Here is a 23217-nt window from a genome sequence, read left to right as displayed (position 1 = left end):
ATTACACTATTGTAATTGATTATTACTAGCGAAACAAGGGGGACAATTTACGTCCGGACTTCTCCCACACATACTCTAACAGCTGTACACACATGTCATAGAACATAAACGGTGTCATCAGATAGATCCCATTGAAGTGCTCTGTAGCTGCATCGAGCAGCTCTTTGGCAATAGCTACTCCCTCTGCGCGGCCTTCCTCACCTTCAAGACCTTTCATCCGCAACCTCACTTCATCAGAGAGTTGGATACCAGGCACTTCATTATGAAGGTATTCCGCATTTCGTCCGCTAGCCAGCGGCATAACTCCGATAAAGACAGGAATATCAAGATGTGCCGTTGCTTTGGCAATATTTGCAATCAACTCACAATCATATACAGGCTGAGTCATAATATAATCGGCTCCCGATGCAATCTTTTTCTCCAGACGCTGAACCGCTTTATCCAAATGCTTCACATTCGGGTTAAAGGCTGCACCGATGACGAAGTTAGCCTTTTGCTTAAGTGGTTTGCCTGAGAATGCAATGCCGTCGTTCAATTGCTTAATCATCCGAATGATCTCGAATGAGGTTAAGTCGTATACCGAACTGGATCCAGGTAAATCTCCGAACCGGGCAGGATCACCCGTTACAGCCAAGACATGATCGATTCCAAGGGCATCAAACCCCATCAAATGGGATTGTGTTCCAATAAGATTACGGTCACGGCAGGCAATATGCACAAGCGGACGAAGACCAGTCCGTGCCTGCACCAGATGTCCTAACGCCATGTTGCTCATCCGGGTAACAGCCAAGGAATTATCAGCTAATGTTAATGCATCCGCACCTGCTCTACGCAATGCCTCAGCACCTTTCATAAACTTGGCTATATCCAGATCACGAGGTGGATCCAGCTCCACAATTACCGTATGCCGTTCTTTAGCAAGATCAACCAGAGTCGGCTCTCCGCCGCTTTTCCCAGTATCATCGCCAAAATGCTCCTGAATTTGTACTCTCTCTACAACACGGGAGGTCGGTACAGGAAGTGGCTGCGGGATATAACCTTGGAGTGCAGTGGCAATCTCTGCAATATGCTGCGGCGTTGTTCCACAGCAGCCCCCAATAATCCGACTTCCCATATCTGCAAAAGTTAACGCCATCTCACCAAAATATTCAGGTGAAGCTCCGTATTTGTATTCGCCATCCACATAATCCGCCACTCCTGCATTCGGATACACAGATACAGGAAGTACAAGACTGCCCTGCAAATGCTTAAGTGCTCTCTTAATCCCGTTCGGACCTGTTCGGCAGTTGAAACCTATAATATCAGCGCCATCATTCTCCAGAATCCGAAAAGCTTCTGGCAAACTAAGTCCATCCAATGTTCGTGCTGTTTCATCAACTGCCAATTGGCAGATAACAGGAAGTTTACTATGTTTACGAACGGTACGAAGAGCTAAATGGAGTTCTTCTACATCGTAGAAGGTTTCCAGCATAATGCCGTCAACATCCTCTTCCAGCAGGGCAATAATTTGTTGTCCGAAATATTTCTTGAGTTCTGCTGCCGAGAGATTAGCTCGCTTGCCGGCCCGTATTGAACCCACTGCACCGACGACATATCCATTCGTACCAGCAGCACGGCGGGCAATTCTGACCCCGGCGCGGTTTATTTCTTCTACCTTAGATTCCAATCCGTATTTGGACAGCTTGTCATAGTTAGCCGAGAACGTATTACTCTCCAGCAAGACGGCACCCGCCTCTATATAGCTGCGATGAACATCTTCAATGACCTCAGGTGAGGTTAGGTTCAGTTCTTCATAGGAGATTCCTACTGGAAAACCCTTCTGATATAAATAGGTACCCATCGCTCCGTCCCCGACAAGTACAGTTTTTCCCCATGCAGACCGCAAATCGGGCTTCATTAGAGCCCCTCCCCTACCCATAGTTTCATACTAATGTAACATAAATCGGGAGGATTGATAAGCTTTCTCGACAAAAGAAGACCCAACGTTCGTCTAGGCGTGCATGCGGACCGTTCCATTGCTTCATAATATAATCAGTACGAATATAACGAACAACGGAGGAGTCGAACAACTATGAAAAAGCTGATCCGAAAACAGCTGCTCAAAAAATACGCCGTAACCGCGCTTCTTTCGGTGCTTGGACTTCTGTATCTGTACGTAGGTGATGTGATATTCGGGTATGGCATGAACAACATAAGCAACCTAACTTCCTTTTTATTTTTCACTATTTTTGAAAAGCTGCTCGGAGTCATCCTGTTTATTATCCTGTTAGGTCCGGATCTTCTTCACTGGATCACCGGACATCAACCGGGACGGGAAGCCGAACGATAACGCCTGAAGTTAGCGACAATTATCAAGGCAGTCGGGATGACAATGGTGAAGAAGGGAAGGACGTCGGAAAGGAGTTGCCCTCCCTCGTCCAGATGTTCCGTTAAACTACGGGCGTTTAGTATAGAAGAAAATAAAATAATTAACGCTGAGGGATAGATCATGGTACGGTAAGGAAGACCGAACAGATCTGAGATACCGACTAATGCCGCTCCGTAGAAAACTGCAATTTTGAAAAAAACCCCGATAATCAGCAGCATGACTACCAGAATGTCCAATCGCTGGATTAATTCAGACAGGGCCAATTTGCTTATGGTGGACAATAGCGGAAACGGTGAACGTTCTACCATATCGCTGCCGAGAACCGTGATGTTGACGATTGAGGTGTAGCTGATCAGCAGTCCAGCCAGAAGCATGGCGGCGGGGATGACCCATACTCCTTTTCTATCGTTACTGAGATATGGCATCAGCATAGTGAAACAGATGATTTCACCGAACGGGAACATATAATTTTGCCGGACCACCGAAATCGCCACGGGCAGAAATCCGTCCCCCAGCACGGGAAATAAACGCTTCCATTCCATTTCCCCGGACAAAAGGGCCAGCACTGTAAAGATCGCGCCGATTGACAGCGCAAGGAACAGAAAGATTAGGGATGTTCTCGCCAACACCTCGATTCCTTTATGCAGAACATAAGCGCAGGACAAGATCATCAATGCGCCTACGACCAGAATCGGTGTGCGGTGCAGGGTTGCCATTACAAGCAGAGCACTGCCGTCGCGCAAATCGCGGCCCGCCGTATTCATGAACATTACCACATAAAGAATGGCCACTGCCGCTCCCAAATGTTTGCCGAGAATCTCACGTGCATAACGAGACAATGGCATGTCTGGATACAGCTTGTAAAGATAAGCGTAACCCGCGAATATGACAAGCCCCGCCATACAACCGACCAGTATGGAAATCCAGGCGTCTCTGCCGGATACCATACCGACATTGACAAGAAGCGCCGTTCCCAGTTCAAACAGGAGCGTAAGCGAAAAAAACTGTAACAATCCTATTTTTGGACCTCTCATGAACTTCCTCCTTTCTTATTCCCTGTTTTCGACTGGAAGGAACGGGTCCTCATATCGGTATGTCTGATAACGGACTTCACCTTGATGTTCACTTCACAGCGGGTAAAAACGGTATTCCAACGGTCCTGCACCTTTTTCCATCCTTTCGGATTATCCCGTTCGACTGCTTCTGAGAAACCGAGGTAATCGCTCTTGAATTTCATGGCTGCCTTGACGGCAGCCTCAGTTTCCTCCTTTGTCTGCTCACTTAAACGTTTCTCCAAATCTCTCAGCACCTCCGCCCTTGTCAAATCAAGTGGGCCTGAGGATTCTTTCAGTCCGGCCTGTTGTCCAATGCTTATGTTAATGATCGGATGCTCCGGATCCTTGGCATTTGCTTTTACAGTAGTATGAACCATAAATATGTTAAATGCTGCCACATTATCTTCTCCGAGTTCGATGATAGAATCATGCTGCTGCAGCTTGTTATACAGGCGGCTTGTGCCTTTTCCCTCCGCACCGTCCAGAAATCCCACCAGCTTGTCTTTGCTGAATACGGCGAGACCGGAAGTCCTTAATATGGCCTTTGGCTCGATATCCTCCACATTTTTTTTGCTTCCCCCCGATTCCTGATCGCCGCTTACAACCACACCATTGATAATCGCGCCCGCTCCTTTGGCCTCAATACCGCGGATTACATCGTCTGTTTCCACCTTGAAATTAAACCCGAAACCCTTGGATGTGGTTTCAAGCTTCTGCACAAGATCGCTGGAAGGAATTTTTCCGAAAACGGTGATGATTGACAGGATGTCTTTAGCCGGCTGCCCTCTGGATATGAATAGCAGACTGCTCAGTCGCATCCCGGAGTCCCGCTCCAGAAAATCCATAATATCTGAAATCCCTTCGCGGGCAAGCTCCTCCGAAATAATGATCACCCGGACATGACCCAGGGACAGATACCGTGCGACTTTCCTGGATGCGTTGCCCAGCGCCTCGTATAACGACCTGCCGCTTCCACTGTACAAGACGACCGGGGAATTTCCCCTGCTGTTTTTACCCGAGATTTCATCCGCCACGACCACTTGGAATGAGACTGTGTATTTTTGATCCTTTGACAGGTCTTTGTCGATGGACATACCCGAAACAATGGCCCTGCGGTTCAGCTCAATGCTGTCCCAGCAGCTTGTCAACATCAGAAGAAAGACACCCGAGAGCAGAAACAACGTTAATTTTCTAAGCATCGGTTCGCCCATCCTTTCCGGAAGACGACAACCCGTCATCAATACTAGCAGTATTATCCGCATTTTTTGTTTTATGAGGACGGAGACTGATCATCCACATGGGTACTCTCACTAAAGTATCCTTCTGTCCTCTCAAGGAAAACGGACTGAACGGGGATAAATATGGAACACCGAACGATCGCAGGCTGTTCAAATGGGCAACCAATACTATCAATCCAAGTGTAATGCCATAAAAACCGAATAAGGAGGCAACAATTATAAAGCCAAAACGGATGATTCGTCCCGCAATCGCCAGATTGTAGGCGGGAATCGCGAAGCTGGCAATACCTGTAAGTGCCACCACAATAACCATAACCGGCGTAATGATGCCTGCTTCCACAACCGCCTGGCCCAGGATCAAGGCGCCGACAACTGAGACAGTCTGCCCTACAGCTCTTGGCATACGAGTGCCGGCTTCCCTCAGGATTTCAAAAGCAATCTCCATCAGCACCGCCTCAATTGCAGCCGGAAACGGGACGTTCTCCCGTTGGGCCAGCAAGCTGATCAGCATCGGTGTCGGTATCATTTCATAATGAAAGGTGGTCAGCGCTATATATATCGAAGGTCCGAGAAGCAAAATGATAAAGCTGATATAACGAACCAAACGCATTAATGTGGCAATATCGAACCTTTGGGCATAATCATCAGTCGATTGGAAAAATTGGGCGAACACCGTAGGCAAAATAAGCACAAAAGGCGTGCCGTCAACGATCAGCGCGATTCTGCCTTCCAGCAGATTGGCCGCCACTACATCCGGACGTTCCGTATTATAGAGAGTAGGGAACGGTGTAAACACCTTATCCTGAATAAGCTGCTCGATATATGAGGATTCGAGAACCGCCTCAATATCGATTTTTTTCAGCCTCGTTCTCACTTCGTCTACGATCTTGTCATCCGCCCTATCTTTAATATACAGAATAGCGACGTCCGTATTCGTTACTGTGCCGATATTCATAAATTCAAACCACAGCTTTGGAGATTTGATCCGCCTGCGGATCAGTGAAATATTCGTATTCACCGATTCTACGAAGGCATCTTTCGGTCCCCGAATCACCAGCTGGGAGGAAGGCTCGGTAATGCTTCGCCCTTCACCGCCTTTCGTATCCCCCACAATGGCCTTGTTACAACCATCCAGCAGAATGAGGGTGTACCCCGACAGAATGGCGATCATCATGTCGTTCCAATCGCTTTTGATTTTGGCGTCGCCCAATTCCAGCGCCCTGTTCAAAATAAACTGAAGTATCTCCTCCGGCACCCGGGACATATCCGGCGAAGTGACGACGGAGTTTTCGAGCAGTGACCTCATTACAAAATCATTTACGGCAACAGAATTTACCAGGCCGTCCATATAGACGGTAGCAGCTTGTAACGGGTCTTCACCGCCGATTTGAACATGTCTGATTGTCAGGTCGGGACTGGCCCCGAGCTCCCGCTCAATGTTGTCCAGCATCTGCTTGAGATCTTTTGAAATTTTTGGAGCGGCGCCTTGTCCTATTTTGGACGAGGTTTCATTCGAAGCCTTTTTACGTTTGCCGCCCCGATTGATGTACTCACTGTATTTCATCCACCTCCGCTCCTATCCCGCTTCTTTTTCCCATTATTTGCGACTCCAGCTTTTGTTATACGCCTTAAGGGAAAATGGGAATTGCCGCTATTGAACGGCAAAAAACCGCCGTTAGATGACGGCGGTTAAGAAAACAAGATTCGTTATCGGTAAATCCGGTTGTTTGTTAGGAAACTGAACCCGTATACACAACCTCGGCAGGACCCGTCATGTACACATGATTATCTTCTTCATTCCATTCAATATACAGGTCGCCGCCCTTGAGGCTGATCCAAGCGGAACGATCAGTAAGTCCATTGAGAACGGAAGATACCAGAGTAGCACATGCACCCGTTCCACAGGCCAGTGTTGGACCCGCGCCGCGTTCCCAGACACGCATATCAACCCGTCCACGGTCGAGAACAGTTGCAAATTCCACATTTACTTTTCTCGGGAACAAAGGATGAACTTCAAGCTTCGGACCCCAGGTCGAAAGGTCAAAAGAAACAGCATCATCTACATAAATAACACAATGCGGATTCCCCATAGAAACGGACGTGAACTTAAATTCAGTTCCATCCGCTTCAATAGAACGATCCATCACTGGCTCTGCGTCAATGGCTACAGGAATTTGTGGACCTGACAGTACAGGCTCACCCATATCAACAGTTACTGTTACTACAACTCCGTCTTTAACATTTAGCGTAACCTTTTGTTCTCCGGCTCCGATCGTTTCGATTACAATTTCTTCGGAGCTTACAAGACCGTGATCATATACGTACTTGGATACACAACGGATGGCGTTCCCGCATTGCTCCGCTTCAGAGCCATCCGAGTTCATGATACGCATCATGTAGTCGCCGCGCTCCGAAGGTAGAATATATACCAAACCGTCAGCACCAATACCAAAGAATCGATTACATAATTTTATGGCTAATTCAGAGGCATTCGCGGGCAATTCCTGCTCTCCAAAAACGACGATAAAGTCGTTGCCAAGTCCGTGCATTTTTGTGAATTCCATTGAAACGTCCACTCCCTTAAAATTAACTGCAACAAGCATACCTCAAGGAGTGGAGCAATGCTATTGATTTTATGCCGAAAATTTTGTACTTTTTATCATTGGACGATTGCTGCCCCGGCTCCGTTTTCTTTTACCGCTCCAGACACTACCAGCTCCCATTACAAAGGTTGGTATGCCTGCAGTTACCAGAACGAGACACCATTCGCGGAAGTTTAACGGCACTGTTTTGAAAACTGGCTGCAGGACCGGAAGATACATGACCACAATCATAAGGATCACAGAGGACAACACAGCTAGTACCAAGTATTTATTCTGGAACGGATTCCGGTGAAAAACAGAACGGGAACTGCGGCAATCGAACACATGAATCAATTGGGCCATAACCAGCGTTGCGAAGGCTACCGACTGAGCGCGAATGAGCTGGGATGGACTATCCGGTGCAATACGAAGCGTCAGCCAAAAAGCAGATAAGGTGCATAAGCCGATCAGAATTCCACGGCTGACGATTTTCCAGCCCAAGCGGCGGGCAAAAATGTTTTCTTTAGCACCACGTGGTTTGTGCTCCATCAAATCCTTCTCAGGCTGATCCACACCAAGAGCCATTGCAGGCAGTCCGTCGGTGACCAGATTCACCCATAGGATCTGAATCGGCACGAGCGGCAGAGGCAGACCCAACATCATCGCAAAAAACATCGTTAATATTTCACCTACATTAGAGGCAAGCAAGTAACGGATGAATTTACGGATATTCTCATAAATATTTCTTCCTTCTTCAATAGCAGCCACTATTGTGGAAAAGTTATCGTCACCCAATATCAATGATGACGCTTCTTTAGTCACATCCGTTCCGGTAATCCCCATGGAAATACCGATATCTGCCGCTTTTACCGCAGGCGCATCATTTACTCCGTCTCCCGTCATCGCCACCACGTGTCCATGACGTTGCAGAGATTTTACAATCCGGAGTTTATGCTCAGGGGATACGCGCGCGTAAACGTACACATTGTCGGATACTTTATCCAGGTCATCCTCACTCATCCGTGAGATCTGACTACCCGTTAGAACGGTACCTCCACGTTGAAGAATTCCCAACTGATGGGCGATGGCTTCAGCGGTGGTGCCGTGGTCACCAGTAATCATCACGGTCTTGATACCAGCCTTTCGGGTAATGCTAATCGCATCGCGCACCTCCCGACGCGGCGGATCAATCATTCCCGCTAATCCAATGAAGATTAACTGACCTTCTGCCTCTTTCTCATTGGATGCAACCTCATTAGGCCGCATATCACGATAAGCCATACCTAAGACGCGTAGCGCTCCAGAAGCCATGCCCTCGTTGGCATCAAGCACCTTCTGCCGCAAAGTAGGTGTACATGGAACCACACCACCATCCCAGAGCATATACGAGCAGCGACCCAATAGGACATCAGGCGCTCCTTTTGTGCAGATCATTCGTCCGCCGGGTTGGCTTACAATAACAGACATAAGCTTGCGCTCGGAATCGAAGGGGAATTCCTTCTCCCGGGTGAAAGAGACAGCAAGAGATTTAGCAGTCAGTCCCATTTTTCCTGAGAGGGCTACGAGCGCTCCTTCAGTAGGGTCTCCCTTCAGCTCCCAAACCGAGGATTCATTCTGAATTATATCCCCTTCAACAGCTTTCCCTTTCCCTTTTCGCTTACTGTTGTCCGTGGGAATTGTCTCATTAATTTCCGCATTGCTGCATAAAGCCGCAACCTGCAACAATCTGCGTAGGCTCTGATCATGCTTAAGATCTATTGGTCTGCCCTTATCCAGAATCTGGCCTACAGGTGCATAACCTTCCCCTGTTACATCCAGATTTCGGCCTCCCGACCACAGACGGGTTACCGTCATTTTATTCTGTGTTAATGTACCGGTCTTATCAGAGCAAATCACCGAAGCACAGCCTAGGGTTTCTACAGAAGGCAGTTTACGGACTATGGCTTTGCGTTTGATCATCCGTTGGACACCCAGTGCGAGCGCGATGGTAACAATTGCTGGCAGCCCCTCAGGGATTGCTGCTACTGCGAGACTGACGCCAGCTAGAAACATTGCTGCGGCAGGCTGACCGTGCATGATACCTGCAACGACAACAACAATAGTCAAGCCCAAAGATACATAGATCAGGATTTTCCCCAGTTGCTCCAGACGATGCTGTAGAGGTGTTTCCTGGGAGTCTGTGTTTTGGATCAGATCGGCGATTTTCCCCATCTCTGTATCCATTCCGGTTCGAATGACAATGGCTCTCCCTGTACCTCTAGTCACCATCGTTCCCATAAATCCGATATTCCTCTGGTCACCCAGTGGAACCTCCTCCGCCTGAATGGGCTCCGAGTGTTTGGCTACGGGTAGGGATTCCCCGGTTAATGCGGATTCCTCCGCATATAGTGCGCTGCACTCCAGCCAACGGATGTCTGCCGGAATTCGATCTCCGCTCTCCAGCATCACTATATCTCCGGGCAGTAGCATTTTAGCAGGAATGATCTGGCTTTTCCCTTGACGAAGTACTTTGGCTGAAGGAGCAGATAATTGCTTCAAAGCCCGAAGTGAGCGCTCGGCACGAAACTCCTGAACAAATCCGAGGACCGCATTCAGCACAATAATTACAATAATCGTGACGGCATCCAGATATTCACCCAGCAGTCCGGATACCAGAGTCGCACCCATCAACACCAGTACCATGAAGTCCTTGAACTGGTTCAACAGCAGGGTAAACGGGGAAACTTTCTTTCCCTCTGAGAGTTCATTTAACCCGCTCGACTTGCGTCTTTCCACGGCATCCTCTTCACTTAGGCCCGTTTGCGGATTAACGCTGAACATCCTTTGAAGCTCCTCTGCACCGAGCCGGTGCCAACTGTTTTGTTCCATGACCTTTCTATCCCCTCCCGGTCGATTCTTGCCTTCCGGCGGCACACAGCTTTTCCACCTGTTTAAGACCAATGTATTCAGGGTCGTCCCGAAATATCACCCTCATCCCAAGTCCCCTTTTGCGCGAACCGAGTAAAGTGTGGCATCATAGGTAGTGGAACGAAATTTATTTTATCGCGACAGGAGAAGTTTATTATGGCATTAGACGGTATTGTTACCCGTTCCATCGTGCATGAGCTTCAATCATGTGTAGGGGCACGGATAGGAAAGATATATCAACCAAGCACTCACGATCTCATATTTAATCTGCGGGGATCGGGAAACAGCAAGCTGCTTCTCTCTGCGAATCCTACATACCCGCGCATACATTTTACAGAAAGAAGCTCCATCAACCCCTCTGAAGCACCTATGTTCTGCATGCTGATGCGCAAGCACTGTGAGGGCGGAACCATTGAAAGTATTACACAAGTGGGAATGGAACGAATTATCCACATGATCGTTAGAACTCGGGATGAGCTTGGTGATGTCTCTGCCAAAAAAATCATTATCGAGTTGATGGGACGACATAGCAACATCATCCTTACTGAACTTAACTCGGGAACAATTATAGACGGGATTCACCATGTTACCCCTTCAATAAGCAGCTACCGAATTGTAATGCCCGGATTCGCTTACACAGAGCCTCCTCAGCAGCATAAGCTGAACCCACTGGAAATTAGCGAAGATGAATTTCTTAGCTTAATCTCAAAGGCCGAACAAGATATCCCAGAGGTTGATACAGAGGCAATAGGTGATTTGGAGGAAGAACTCAAGGCTGACGGTTCCGGTGGGCCTGCACCTTCGGTGGACCCACTAGGTTGGATTGTGCATGCTTTTAGCGGAATCAGTCCTCTCATTGCGGGAGAAATCGTGCAGCGTTATACAAGCTCTGGAGCCCTTATTGCTACTCTTGGATTCAGCATAGAAAATCAAATGCAGTTATGGGAAGCCTTCAGCTCCATTATGGAGCAAGTGCGCGAGAATCAATTTTCTCCTGTTGCGGGTGCAAATGCCAAAGGCAAACTGATCTTCTCTGCGATACCGTTAACGCTTTTGGCAGATGCCGTGAAAGAATACAGCTCCATCAGCCAGTGTATGGAAGACTACTACGGGGATAAAGCGGAGCGGGATACCGTTAAGCAGCGGGTAAGTGATCTGATTCGCTTCCTTGGGAACGAACGCAGTAAGAACGTCAAGAAGCTTGCCAAGCTTCAAGAGGATCTGGATGAAGCCCAGGAGGCTGATCGCTACCGGATCTGGGGTGAATTATTGTTCAGTTCGCTTCATACCGTCTCCAAAGGGGACAAATCTGCCACCCTGGTGAATTACTATGATGAGAATCAATCAGATATTGTCATTCCGCTGGACCCGCTGCTTAACCCATCGGATAATGCTCAACGCTATTTTAAAAAATACAACAAGTATAAGAACAGTCTGCTCGTAATTGATGAACAGCTTATCAAGACCCATGAGGAAATAGCCTACATGGAGAGTCTGCTCCAGCAGCTTGCTCACGCGTCTTTGAATGACATTGAAGAAATCCGTGAAGAGCTGGTTGGTCAGGGATACCTGCGCGATCGTAACAAAAAGGGTAAAAAGAAGAAAAAAACGACAAGGCCTACTTTGCAGGTATTCACTTCTTCTGAGGGGATAGACATCTATGTCGGTAAAAACAATCTCCAAAACGAATATGTTACCAACAAACTAGCTTCATCGAATGATACCTGGCTGCATACTAAGGATATACCGGGATCACATGTTGTCATCCGCAGTGAGACGTTTGGAGATGCGACCCTTGAAGAAGCGGCTCAACTCGCTGCATACTTCAGTCAGGCTAAGCAATCCAGCAGTGTACCGGTAGACTGCACTCTTATCCGTCATGTACGCAAACCGAGCGGTTCTAAGCCTGGTTTTGTCATTTATGATCATCAGAAAACATTATTTGTCACCCCCGATGAAGATCGGATTAAGAGTCTTCCAAGCAGTTTGAAAAGTTAACGGATAGAATGCAAAAACCTCCATGCCACAGACGCTAAAACGTCGGGTATGGAGGTTTTTTCAGTTAGTTCTTCAACTGCTTCAGAACTTCGACAGTGACGGATACACTGCCTATGTCCCCATGAAATATTACACCTTGCCGCGCACCATGGAAATCCGAACCGCCGGTAACGACCATTTCAAATTCCTCAGCCAAAGCAAGATAACGCGCTTCCTCAGCAGGGCCGTGATCCGAATGATAGACCTCAATGCCTATGAAAGCACCTTGCTCCACTATTGAACGAACCAGTTCTTCATCCCCGTACAGACCGGGATGAGCCAATACAGGCGCCCCTCCTGCTTCGATAATCCACTGACAAGCTTCTACGGGAGTAATCCGCGGTGGTGACACGTATGCTGCCGCCCCCTCGGCCAAATATTTATCAAAAGCATCCCGCATATCTATAGCAGCCCCTAATCGAACTAACTCATCAGCAATGTGGGGGCGGCCGATACTTTCATCCGGTTTCAACTCACGTCCGATACCCGATATTACGGAATCCATGGTAATAGAAATCCCAAGCTTTTGCAGCTTGAGGAGGATGGCTTCATTCCTTAGTGCCCGGGTATCTCTCAGTTCAGCTAAACGTGATAAAAATAAGTCGTTTTCCCAATCGATATAATACCCAAGCACATGAATATCTTTCCCACCGGCTCGTGTACTGATTTCAACACCCGGCACCACCGTTATTCCGTATTGTATTCCTGCTTCTAAGGCTTCCGATATCCCCGCTACAGTATCATGATCCGTAATCGCTACTGCCGCCAAGCCCTTTACCCGAGCAAGCCTCACATTTTCCGCTGGAGGTTGCATACCGTCTGAGGCTTGCGTATGTGTGTGCAGGTCGCAGCGATTAGCCATCGGTTTCATTTCGTTCTCCATTTCAACTCACTCCATTCCTCACGAAGAATGCCCCTTTAAATACCGATCTCGAACCAGTTCGTCTCTTCCGAGACCCAATATCTGCCTACAGTCCCTTTCAGTTCACCAGCAATTTCGATAACTAGATAGTTTCGTGCTGACTCAGTACCTGCAAACTTCAAATCCGGTCTATATTTCTCTGCATACTCATCATAACTGACTTTCTTCAAAGGCTTATAAGGGCCATTCCAGTTCAGATGCTCGCGGTCATCCGATTGTCATTCACCATCACCCCTCTAATGCATGTTGCCGTAAAAAAGTCAGAAATGTGACCGCCGAAATCGGCAGAAGTGTCGACTTCAGATGTATGGCATAAAACTGTCTTTTGAAGGAAGCATCGGAGATATTCAAGATTTTCAAAAGCCCCAGCGTCACCTCATGCTTCACTGATGAAGTTGAAATCATAGTAATGCCCAAGCCTGCCTCCACCGCCGATTTCACCGCTCCTGTACTGCCTAATTCCATAACAATTTGTATATCGCTCGGATTCAGTCCTTTGGCCAGTATTTCTTCCTCCATGACCCGGCGCGTACCCGACCCCTGCTCCCTCAGCACGAACTTATACTGCAAGGCTTCCTCAAGGGTAACCTCATTCCGCTCCGCAAGCGGGTGATCAGCCGGTACAATCAGCTTCAATTCATCCCCCATTACAGGTTCAATGACCATATCAGGATGGGTAACCGGTGCCTCAATTAAGCCGAAATTCAACTGATGTCTCGTAATCTCATCCATAATCTGAGTGGTGTTCATCACTTTCATCATAATGGATATATGAGGATATGTTTTCCCAAACGGGCCCAAGAGCCGTGGAAGTACATATTCACCTATAGTCAGGCTTGCACCGAGCTGTAATCGCCCCTCAAGCATGTGGGTGAATGCGGACATGGCTATATCCGTTTCCTTGAACAATTCAATACTGCGCAGTGCATAGGGCATCAATGCTCTCCCTGCCTCCGAGAGAACGATCTTTTTGGTGGAGCGGTTAAACAGCTTAGTCCCGAAATAATCCTCGAGTGCCTGCACTTGCATGGTTACTGCCGGTTGTGTCATATGTAGTGCCTGAGCTGCCGAAGAGAAACTGCCTCGTTCCGACACGGTATAAAAAATATGTAGCTGATGAAAATTCATTCTGTCACTCCTATCATTGAATAACTAACCGGGTGAACTGCACACCACCTTAGAGGTGGGAGCTTCTTGGTCAATAGAGCTACTGCTCCAAGTTTACCCAAGCTTATGGGCTAGTCCCTAACCCGGTAAGTCCAATTTACATTGCTAGTTTCAACAAGTTCTGCGCAGCGTTAATGTCTCTGTCATGTTGGGAGTTACATTCTGGACAAGTCCACTCACGGACACCTAACTTCTTAGTCTCAGCGTTTTTATATCCACAACATGAACATAATTGGCTGCTTGCGTAATGCTTGGGAGCAATAATTACATCCCTGCCATACCATGACGCTTTGTATTCGATCATGGATCTAAACATCGCCCAAGATACTTCAGATATGGCTTTAGCTAATTTGTGATTCTGCATCATGTTCTTTACGCGCAAGTCTTCCATGACGATCACTTGGTTATCGTTAATCATGTCGGAAGAAGCTTTGTGTAAAAAGTCTTTACGCTGATTGGCTATTTTTTCATGCATAATGGCAACTTTAACTTTTGCTTTGTTGCGATTATTTGAACCTTTTTTCTTGCGTGATAACGAGCGTTGTAACTTCGCTAATCTCAATTCAGATTTTCTTAGATGCTTTGGATTGTCAATAACATCTCCATCAGAAGTGATTGCGAATGATTTAAGTCCAAGATCGACTCCGATTTTTTTATCTAATTTTGGGAGATGGGTCATTTCCGTTTCAACCAGTACGGAAGCAAAGTATTTTCCTGATGGCGTTTTGGATACGGTGCAAGATTTGATTAACCCCGTGAATTGACGATGTAGCTTAATCCTGATTTTTGTCTTCAGCTTGGGAATTTTAATATATCCATCTTCAATGGCTATGGTTCCGTTTTGATTGTTTGTTGTGAAGCTACGGTTGTTCGTCTTCTTGCTTTTGAATTTAGGGAAGCCAACGTTCTTATTACGGAAGAAATTCTTATAGGCTTTGTCTAGGTTGAGTTGCGCGTTTGCCAAAGCCAAACTATCCACTTCTTTAAGCCATTCAAACTCTTTTTTGTACGGGGCGGGAGTATTGCCCAGCATCTTTTCGGTTTGCTTATAGTATTCGATCTTATCCGCAAGCATCTTATTGTAGATGAACCGTACGCAGCCGAATACTTTTGCTAAATATTCTTGTTGCCCGTGGCTTGGATAGATGCGATATTTGTAGGCTTTCAGCAAGTTTCCACCTCATTTCTTACCTTGAGTTTCAATATACTTTTGGATTACATCAATAGGCGCTCCACCCGTAGTTATTAGGCAAAAACTTCTCGACCAGAAATACTCCTTCCACAGTTGTTTACGAATATCTGGGAATTCCTACTTGATAAGTCGAGAGGAAGCACTTTTATAAGCGTTGAGGAATTTGGAAATGTCGGTATTGGGATGTGTCTTCATAAGAACGTGAACATGATCCTTGTCATGATTCCATTCTTGGACCTATTACATTTCTACGATACTTCACGACTAGAATAAGATGAAAATGAAGTGAGAACACTGAATGGTTATTAGAGTCTAACTCCATTAATAACACAACCTTTTATGTAATAGGACTGAATACTTCTAATGTATCGTTTTAAGTTGGATTAGTCAAAGAAGGAAGACCGTTGCCATTCATCCCACCACTTTTGAAGTGGGGGAATTCTGACAACCAATTGTTAAAAAAAGGACATGCGGCCTCCAGCCGCATGCCTCATGTTCACATCATTCTGCTACCCTGCGTTACCGGAATCACAGCTTGACAATATTGTTGTCATCTTACCTCATTGCCGCAGGTAGATCAAGCTTCTAAACCCTTAACTTGACACACAACATCCATATCATCTATGTAACAGCATCCTTTGATCTTTTTGCATTTTTTTTTGATTCGTGCTGCTTCACCGGATATGTCTTCTATCGAGTCAAACTTACGGGACCGGTTGGTTACAACGGCGACAGAGATCGAAACAAGTGGAATTTCCTCCATTTTTCCAGACCGACTCTCCGTCAGTACATACCGCTGCACCAAATGCTGCTCATGATAAAAGCTCTTTACCATGGTTTCGAATTCCCTAATGATGGTCTTACAGCTTTCCAAATAGTTATAATCTTTAAGAAATATTATAAAATCGTCCCCGCCGATATGTCCCAGAAATCCACCTAGACGAAGCGTACAATGCTTTAATATCTCCGCGGTTGATTGAAGCATTCGGTCGCCTTCCTTAAAGCCGTATGTATCGTTATAGGCCTTGAAATGATCAAGATCTATGTACAAAACACTGAATTGATCCTGAAGCAGCGATTTTACCAGCCATTCACTAATACTCAAATTCCCGGGCAGACCCGTTAATGGATTTAAAAAGCTAGCAGCCACAGCTTGGATCTCGGCAAAATTTAGAAGTAAATCACGTACACTCACAGCGCCGAATAATTGTCCCTCATGCGTGACAATCACATAATCATACAGATTCTCTTCCTTACGATTCATAGCAAGCTTGCTAACCTCAGTGATGGCTGTTTTATACTGTACAACAAGTGGATGCTTATCCATCAGCAATTCAATGGATCTCCCCATAAAAAGCGTATAGCCGTATAATGTCCCTATTTGCTGATAAAACCTTATTCTCATAATGAGCGCGATTGGATGACCGTTGTCATAAACAACCACACCCTGAAGCCGGGGATTGCTTTTAAAAATATGATCTACGAATTCGCATTTGCTATTACGGGGAATATGCGGGATTTGCTCGGCAATTTCCCCGATTTGGAGAAGCATATTTATCGCCCCTTCCTACCGGACATTGATGGGTAGCCCTTGATCAACATACTCCTTAATAGATCCATCTGTTGGTTGGGAGACTGGCCTCCCCAAAGCATAACCTTGACCGTAATCAATACCTGACTTCTGTAAAAAATACAGTTCCTCTTTCGTTTCGATTCCCTCGGCTATCACTCTTGTTGATGAACGATGGGCATATTCCCTAATCAGCTCTAATAATTCCTGCTGCTCCGAGTTATTATTAATCCCACGGATCAATGACTTGTCCAGTTTAATGAATTCTGGCTTCAAATAAACTATTGTCTTTAGGCTGTTGTATCCGGAGCCAGCATCATCGACAGCAATTCGAAAACCCTGATCGCGATAATGCGACAAGGCTTTCTCAAAGCTTGCATAGTCTTGTACAGCCTGACGTTCCGTTAATTCGAAAACAACACGACTCGGAGATAAACCCAGCCCTTTCATAAGTTCCACGGTTTCCCCACTTTTATGTCGTGAATCATTCAGGATACCAGGATGCATATTGATGAAGATTAGCTTAGTGTTGTCATTCTCTATTGTAGGATTCGTCAATCTCTCCACATAACGAGTAAGCGACATTCGGCGGCAGTTCTTTTCAAGCCTGAACATCAACTCTGTTTCTCCTGCGAATTCATAAAAAAGCTCGGTTGTAGGAAATTGCGGTGAAGTCGGTGGCCTGTTCAGCACTTCATGTCCGATCGTTTGTCCACTCTGTAGCTGAAGGATCGGCTGAAAGTATGTATCCATTAGACCTTTATTCACAATATCCAGGACCGCCCCCAATTTCTTTAGCTCCTGCATTTCATTCTTCATTCTTTCGTTCAAATGCTGAAAATAATAAGGAATCGCAGATAACTGCCTATGTATTTGTAAACGTTTATTCATAATCTCTCCCATAAGCTTTTTCGTAAAAAAATCTGTCGCTCACCACCAGCATACTTTAGAAATATTAACCCATGATAAAGTAATCAAAATATCTTATCTTTGGCTGGAATAACAAAAAATAAGGAGACGCTTAACAGCCAGTCTCCAATAATAACCGGAGACTGGCTGTTAATTTTACATTTATGTTCATTTTGAATTAAAGAGGATTGATTACATTCGTAGAAAAAGTTACTTATGGTCCAATCCCCTTTTATGCCATTTACACGACTCTACTTACGTTTACGTCTTTTCCTAATCATCTTCACCCGGCGGGCTTGGCGCAGCAAAGAATAATAAGCCCTCAAATCCCGCAGCTGGGGGGTGATTGAAACTTTACCGAGAAATGAGACAATAGTCATACAATAAAGCTGGTGACCGGAATGATTCCGCTCACCTGTAAGCTCTGAGAACTCGGCTATAACCACCATGTCATTATCAATTAAATAAGCATTCTGATCATGTTGTGAATAAGGCTTCATCCGTTTCTGTCTTAGGGATTGCCATATCCATGGTGCAATGTCATCTTCACTACTACCCTCTACACTAATCCGGTCCAAATATCGACTTTTCGCATGATTTGATATCACAATGTCAGCAACCCGGTAGTCATTCAGCAGGATGTGGAAGGGCTCATATTTGCCCCACAATTCTGTTCCCTTATCGCCCATCATCATCACACTCCACCGTATCATGCACTTATTGTTGTCATCTTACCGCATTGCCGAAGGTTCTACAAGCTTTTGCCTCTTCAGAAGGATGTGCCAGCTCCTTATAATTAAAACAAGATATCTTGTAATTCCTACAAAAAAACAGGCGCCAAATTCACGCCTGTTCATTACCCTATTCCGGTCTACAGTCCATAATAACGTGACTTGTCCGGTCCATTGCTGGTATATTCCGTTTTCAATTCATTACGGTAAGATCTTTCTATCTTTCTTACATACGAAAGTCTGCGGACATTCTTCATAACTTCTTCAGCCCGATCTGCATTCACGTACATAACCGCGTAGTGCATCTTCCGTGAAACATAATGCAGTGTTCCATATTTCTCAAGGTTACGCGCTGCTTTAATGTCACTTACCCAAATGATATAACCTGTACGTTCTGCAAACATAAGCTCTTCCGCCTTCCTGTCTCTCTTTATCCCGGCTGCCTTAACCGCATGAGCAACTGCCGCCGCTGCCGCAACCGCCCTTAGGTAATGGATTGTTACTAGGAACCTTTATGCTGTTCGACACAGAGAAGGCAATCGTTTCCGACATCGAAAAAAGAATGTCATCCAGTGTTTTTTCAGCCATCTTGAAGTTAACAACCTCTTCGAATTGCTCGAGCTCAGCTTCAACCGCTGAAACCTCATCTTTGGCCGAATGATAGTTCGGATGAAAATGTCCGAATCTCTGAGTCTCATCGAACAGCTCCTTCTTACTCTGAAGCCGCTTAATCATCGCCTGGATTTCAGGGCTCGCGTCAACCTGCCCTTTCCAGTATAGGTAATCCGACACTTCGGCGGATTGATTAATCATGTCGCCCAATTCATAGGCGTATGTCAGCACTTCAGCCATATCGACCGTGTTCAATTCCGCTACGCTCATGAACTTCATCTCAATTCTATGTGAAATGTTGATCTACCTTAATGGTAGTCTCGTTTATCATAACATATCCAGTTGCTGTAACAGAAGGGGGAATTGTTATCGGGCGTGGAATAATCAGCTGCATCTCTTTCCAACTGCCCGCAGGAAACTCCCGTTCCTCTGGGCTCTCTCCTACTTCGCTGGACATGATATACCCCTCTATACGCCAGGGGTTGCCCAAAATACGCGTAGGTATGAACTCCTGAATTTCTTCCTCAATGGCAAGACGCACCTTAATCCCCCAGGTCAATGCTTGCTCCATCATTTTCTGAGCGGTAGTAGTGTGATAGCGGTGGAGCTCCTTAAACCACATAGAGGGTATGCTTTCTTCTTCCATCAAGAGTGGAACATCTGGTTCAAGCGGCGCCGGTTGTAAATAGAGTATCGGACTGTTTATAGAAATCAGACCCTGCTGAGTATTTGCTGAAGAAAGAGTATAACCGCTTGGATGCTCTGACCTCTTCAGATAACATTCGGGTCTTGCTGTTAAATTCCCTGCTTCTCTGCCCTGCACGCCATGAGGAGGGACTAGCCCTGCCGCTGTAAGCTCCTTACGAACGTACTGCTCGTGTTCTTTCAGTACGCTGAAATGTGCCGTTCCCAACCGACATAGCAGGCCCTGCAGCCTTGGATGTGCAGCAATGGCATCTGCATCCTCTTCCTCTCTGCAGGTTAAGAGTAAAACGTCGGCAAAGGATGTTCGCCCGATATCCTTTCCCCATTGTTCTAACACGAGTCTTACCTCTTGCGGGAGACCTCCCAGCGTATGATCATCTAACCAGGAGACGACCTCTTCCGGAGGCATCCTCCTATCGTAGGCCAACTCCAACTGCTCCCGTGATAATCGAAAGCTCCACATGGAATCGATAGATAGTAACTCAGCACAGCAGGCCAGGCACCAGCGAACGTAATATGGAACATCTGGGGGCACAAGCACTTCTAAGTCTGATTGCACGATGAACTTAGCTGGAGAAGCTGACACAGGGTGGGTTCTGGTCGTGAACCCCTCTAATTGAGGCTTCAACTTTATCCAGCGGAAGCACAAGCCACCTTCCCGGTTAGTTCCAACCTGACACCAGCCAAAACCAGCCAAGCACTCCAGCCAAGCCAAGCTTGATGCCTCTAGACCCGCACGTTGTATGGGCATTACCAGACCTCTGGATTCCATCCAATCCAGTAATTGGGTTAGAGACAACCATTCCCTTACTACAAATTCAGGACGTGCTATTAGATACCGAAAATGCTGAGCGGCTGGATCAGAACACCCGTAGCGTTTCATAGCCAGATTAAAGAGCATATCCGACATTACGGACTCAGCTAGGTTTAACCAGCTTTCCAAAACTTCAACACAGAGGATATATTCGCTTTCTTCCCGCTTTATTAATCCCAGAAATAGCATCAAATCAAGCATTACCGCAGCAGGCAGTGTGTAGATATCAGGGGATGGATACCCTAGGGAAAGGCCTCGCAAATGCTTATCTTGAAGGGTAAGTTTGGAGGTTAGCCTAGTTATATTCTTCTTATGAATGCTGCCCTTACCTGTAATAGGCAACCCCTCCTGCTCCACGAACAGCAAGGCTTGAAACAGCTCATTGGCCAGTCCTATACCCTCTTCCATATGTATATGAACCTCACTGCTGTCTTCTAAACAAGCTGTATAGGGAAAGAAGCGGCTTTGAAGTGTGAGGAGATGTTCTTCAGGGATATAATACAGCTTCTCACCCCACATTTTTTGCAAAGCCACAAGGAATCCTGCTTGACGCAGCTCAGACAAGGCAAGTCTTTGTTCTGCACGACACAGATTTACCGGCCTGAATTGCTCCTCTTTCCCTTCTTCAAAAGGTTGACCTGCATAAGCTGCATATATCTTCTTCAGCAGTGCCTCCGCATGGGCTGTTAATTGAATCAATGACTATCCACTCCATTCAACTCCGCGTATTTCACCTCATATTGGTACCCCTGTTCTGTCAAAAACATCCGACGTCGCAGCGAAAAATCCTGCTCTCTGCTAGCCTCCGACACCAGCGTATAGAAGTAAGCTTTATTTTCACCTGACTTCGGCCTTAAAATGCGGCCAAGACGTTGAGCTTCCTCCTGACGCGAGCCGAAAGCACCCGATATCTCTATCGCGACACTGGCATCCGGCAGATTTACAGCAAAATTGGCCACTTTTGAGACCACCAGCACAGGCAGCATCCCTTCGTTAAATGCGGTGTACAATTCCATTCTCTCCGCTTGCGGTGTTTTACCTGTAATTAGAGGGGCTCCTAATTCTTCCGCCATGTGAACCAGCTGTTGAATATATTGACCGATAATCAAAATAGAGGCTTTTTTATGCCTGCTGAGCAGCTTCTCCACAACAGCCGCTTTGACCGGATTAGTAGCGGCCAGCCGAAATTTTTCTCTGGCGGATGCATACATATATTCATGCTTAAGAAGGTTTTTCATGGGCACAACCATCTCCACACATTCCACCTCGGCAATCCATCCTTCCTTTTCCAGAACCCTCCAAGGCAGATCATAACGTTTGGGTCCAATTAGGGAAAATACATCTCCCTCCCGTCCATCTTCCCGAACAAGGGTAGCGGTAAGTCCAAGACGCCGTGTGGCTTGAATATCCGCCGTTGCGCGAAAAACTGGAGCCGGTAGCAAATGAACCTCATCATAAATAATGAGGCCCCAATTACGTTCTTCAAAGAGACTCATATGGTGGAACTCTCCGCCTTTTGTGTGTCGGTGCGTTAAAATTTGATAAGTAGCTACAGTTACGGGCCGAACCTGCCTCTTCTCACCTGTATATTCGCCAATTTCGTCTGCTGAAAGATTAGTACGTTGTGCAAGCTCATTCATCCATTGCCTTACAGAGGTTGTATTGGAGGTAAGAATGAGCGTTTCACACTGCAGGGCTTTCAGCACTGCCATCCCCACCACCGTTTTACCTGCTCCGCACGGAAGTACAATTACACCGCTGCCTTCACTGCCGGCTTTCCCCTCAAAATGCTCCACGGCGTCCTTCTGATACTCTCTTAATTCAAAGCTGCTGTCTTTCCATGAAACACTCAAGGATTGGCCTTCATGATAACCTGCATAATCCAATATAGGATAGCCCAGCGCTGTCAGCTCTTGCTTCAATTGACCGCGCCTTGAAGTGGAACAGGTCATCTCGCGCAGACCGGCTCTCCGAAGCCCAAGAGCTTGTAGAGCCATTTGCTGATCCAGTTCATCTAACAAGACCCCTTCATCGCTTCGTAGGATCATTTGGCCCGGATCTACAGCATCCGAATGAAGTGTCAAACGACCGTATCTGGACATGATCAGTCGAATCTCTTCCTCAAGTCCTGAAGGTACCTCATAGCGTGATAAGTTCCTAAGATCGGTCACAATCTCATCCACTGTTAATCCTAGTGAAGCCGCGTTCCAGAGAGATAAGTTACTGATACGGTAAGTATGATAGGAAGGTGGACTTTTTATAAGCTCAGCAAACGCAGAAAGTTTTACTCTTGCAGCCTCGAACTCTGTATGTAGACATTCTAAAAGTATGAATCGGTCCCTTCGAACAACACATGCTCCTCTTCCTTCCACACAACCATCCTCCTTTCGGTCACCCGAATAGCTGAA

At 46.4% G+C, this 23217-nt stretch carries 19 protein-coding genes and 1 pseudogene; 2 read left to right on the top strand and 18 right to left on the bottom strand.

All coding sequences use genetic code 11. From position 1 onward, the window contains the following. Positions 1-25 precede the first annotated feature (25 nt). On the bottom strand, positions 26-1897 hold the full coding sequence (locus tag J2T20_RS07320) for a bifunctional homocysteine S-methyltransferase/methylenetetrahydrofolate reductase (RefSeq protein ID WP_307587002.1): 1872 nt from the start codon (positions 1895-1897) through the stop codon (positions 26-28). 174 nt (positions 1898-2071) lie between these two features. On the opposite strand from J2T20_RS07320, the gene J2T20_RS07315 reads away from it, so the two are divergent. Further along, a complete protein-coding gene (locus J2T20_RS07315) occupies positions 2072-2329 on the top strand; it encodes a hypothetical protein (protein ID WP_307587000.1) in 258 nt (85 codons plus the stop codon). On the opposite strand, the gene J2T20_RS07310 is transcribed toward J2T20_RS07315, so the two are convergent. The 5 genes from J2T20_RS07310 to J2T20_RS07290 all read right to left on the bottom strand — a co-directional run bounded on the left by J2T20_RS07310 (position 2302) and on the right by J2T20_RS07290 (position 10111). Continuing rightward, positions 2302-3402: a GerAB/ArcD/ProY family transporter gene (locus J2T20_RS07310; RefSeq protein WP_307586998.1), complete on the bottom strand. Its 1101-nt coding sequence runs from the start codon at positions 3400-3402 to the stop codon at positions 2302-2304. The genes J2T20_RS07315 and J2T20_RS07310 overlap by 28 nt on opposite strands. Further along, complete coding sequence (locus tag J2T20_RS07305) at positions 3399-4622, bottom strand: Ger(x)C family spore germination protein (RefSeq protein WP_307586996.1); 1224 nt, start codon at positions 4620-4622, stop codon at positions 3399-3401. Before J2T20_RS07305 ends, J2T20_RS07310 begins: the two co-directional genes overlap by 4 nt. Then, positions 4615-6225, bottom strand: a complete 1611-nt coding sequence (locus tag J2T20_RS07300) for a spore germination protein (RefSeq protein ID WP_307586994.1) — start codon at positions 6223-6225, stop codon at positions 4615-4617. The genes J2T20_RS07305 and J2T20_RS07300 overlap by 8 nt, the downstream gene beginning before the upstream one ends. A gap of 166 nt (positions 6226-6391) precedes the next feature. After that, positions 6392-7225 carry a diaminopimelate epimerase gene (dapF, locus tag J2T20_RS07295; RefSeq protein WP_307586993.1) on the bottom strand — a complete coding sequence of 278 codons (834 nt, stop codon included), beginning with the start codon at positions 7223-7225 and terminating at the stop codon, positions 6392-6394. A gap of 69 nt (positions 7226-7294) precedes the next feature. Next, the gene (locus J2T20_RS07290) at positions 7295-10111 is read right to left on the bottom strand and encodes a calcium-translocating P-type ATPase, SERCA-type (RefSeq protein WP_307586991.1); all 2817 of its coding nucleotides are present in this window, start codon (positions 10109-10111) and stop codon (positions 7295-7297) included. A 195-nt stretch (positions 10112-10306) separates the two neighbouring features. On the opposite strand from J2T20_RS07290, the gene J2T20_RS07285 reads away from it, so the two are divergent. After that, complete coding sequence (locus tag J2T20_RS07285) at positions 10307-12148, top strand: Rqc2 family fibronectin-binding protein (protein ID WP_307586989.1); 1842 nt, start codon at positions 10307-10309, stop codon at positions 12146-12148. A gap of 64 nt (positions 12149-12212) precedes the next feature. Here J2T20_RS07285 and J2T20_RS07280 read toward each other — a convergent pair whose 3' ends face one another. The 12 genes and pseudogenes from J2T20_RS07280 to J2T20_RS07225 form a co-directional block, all read right to left on the bottom strand. Beyond that, positions 12213-13058 carry a PHP domain-containing protein gene (locus J2T20_RS07280; RefSeq protein WP_307587224.1) on the bottom strand — a complete coding sequence of 282 codons (846 nt, stop codon included), beginning with the start codon at positions 13056-13058 and terminating at the stop codon, positions 12213-12215. 47 nt (positions 13059-13105) lie between these two features. Continuing rightward, complete coding sequence (locus tag J2T20_RS07275) at positions 13106-13279, bottom strand: hypothetical protein (protein ID WP_307586987.1); 174 nt, start codon at positions 13277-13279, stop codon at positions 13106-13108. Between the two features lie 58 nt (positions 13280-13337). Continuing rightward, positions 13338-14237 carry a selenium metabolism-associated LysR family transcriptional regulator gene (locus J2T20_RS07270; protein WP_307586985.1) on the bottom strand — a complete coding sequence of 300 codons (900 nt, stop codon included), beginning with the start codon at positions 14235-14237 and terminating at the stop codon, positions 13338-13340. A gap of 136 nt (positions 14238-14373) precedes the next feature. Further along, complete coding sequence (tnpB, locus tag J2T20_RS07265; protein ID WP_307586983.1) at positions 14374-15447, bottom strand: IS200/IS605 family element RNA-guided endonuclease TnpB; 1074 nt, start codon at positions 15445-15447, stop codon at positions 14374-14376. 9 nt (positions 15448-15456) lie between these two features. Beyond that, positions 15457-15790, bottom strand: a pseudogene (gene tnpA, locus J2T20_RS07260) (IS200/IS605 family transposase). A 255-nt stretch (positions 15791-16045) separates the two neighbouring features. Continuing rightward, the gene (locus J2T20_RS07255) at positions 16046-17020 is read right to left on the bottom strand and encodes a GGDEF domain-containing protein (RefSeq protein WP_307586981.1); all 975 of its coding nucleotides are present in this window, start codon (positions 17018-17020) and stop codon (positions 16046-16048) included. Between the two features lie 15 nt (positions 17021-17035). After that, positions 17036-17929 carry an EAL domain-containing protein gene (locus tag J2T20_RS07250; RefSeq protein WP_307586979.1) on the bottom strand — a complete coding sequence of 298 codons (894 nt, stop codon included), beginning with the start codon at positions 17927-17929 and terminating at the stop codon, positions 17036-17038. A 269-nt stretch (positions 17930-18198) separates the two neighbouring features. After that, positions 18199-18642 (bottom strand): hypothetical protein, encoded by a 444-nt coding sequence (locus tag J2T20_RS07245; protein ID WP_307586978.1) that lies wholly within the window; start codon positions 18640-18642, stop codon positions 18199-18201. A gap of 176 nt (positions 18643-18818) precedes the next feature. Then, positions 18819-19082, bottom strand: a complete 264-nt coding sequence (locus J2T20_RS07240) for a YlbG family protein (RefSeq protein ID WP_307586977.1) — start codon at positions 19080-19082, stop codon at positions 18819-18821. A 40-nt stretch (positions 19083-19122) separates the two neighbouring features. Beyond that, positions 19123-19560 carry a YlbF family regulator gene (locus J2T20_RS07235; protein WP_307586975.1) on the bottom strand — a complete coding sequence of 146 codons (438 nt, stop codon included), beginning with the start codon at positions 19558-19560 and terminating at the stop codon, positions 19123-19125. Between the two features lie 16 nt (positions 19561-19576). Beyond that, positions 19577-21508, bottom strand: coding sequence for a helicase-associated domain-containing protein (locus J2T20_RS07230; protein WP_307586974.1), 1932 nt, complete (start codon positions 21506-21508; stop codon positions 19577-19579). Then, positions 21505-23181, bottom strand: a complete 1677-nt coding sequence (locus J2T20_RS07225) for a DNA repair helicase XPB (RefSeq protein WP_307586972.1) — start codon at positions 23179-23181, stop codon at positions 21505-21507. Before J2T20_RS07225 ends, J2T20_RS07230 begins: the two co-directional genes overlap by 4 nt. Positions 23182-23217: the final 36 nt, after the last annotated feature.

It is taken from the genome of Paenibacillus wynnii, assembly GCF_030812855.1.
Taxonomy (GTDB): Bacteria; Bacillota; Bacilli; order Paenibacillales; family Paenibacillaceae; genus Paenibacillus_AQ; species Paenibacillus_AQ wynnii_A.
Note: the sequence above shows the minus strand (reverse complement) of the source record. Positions and strands in the feature narration are given on the sequence as shown.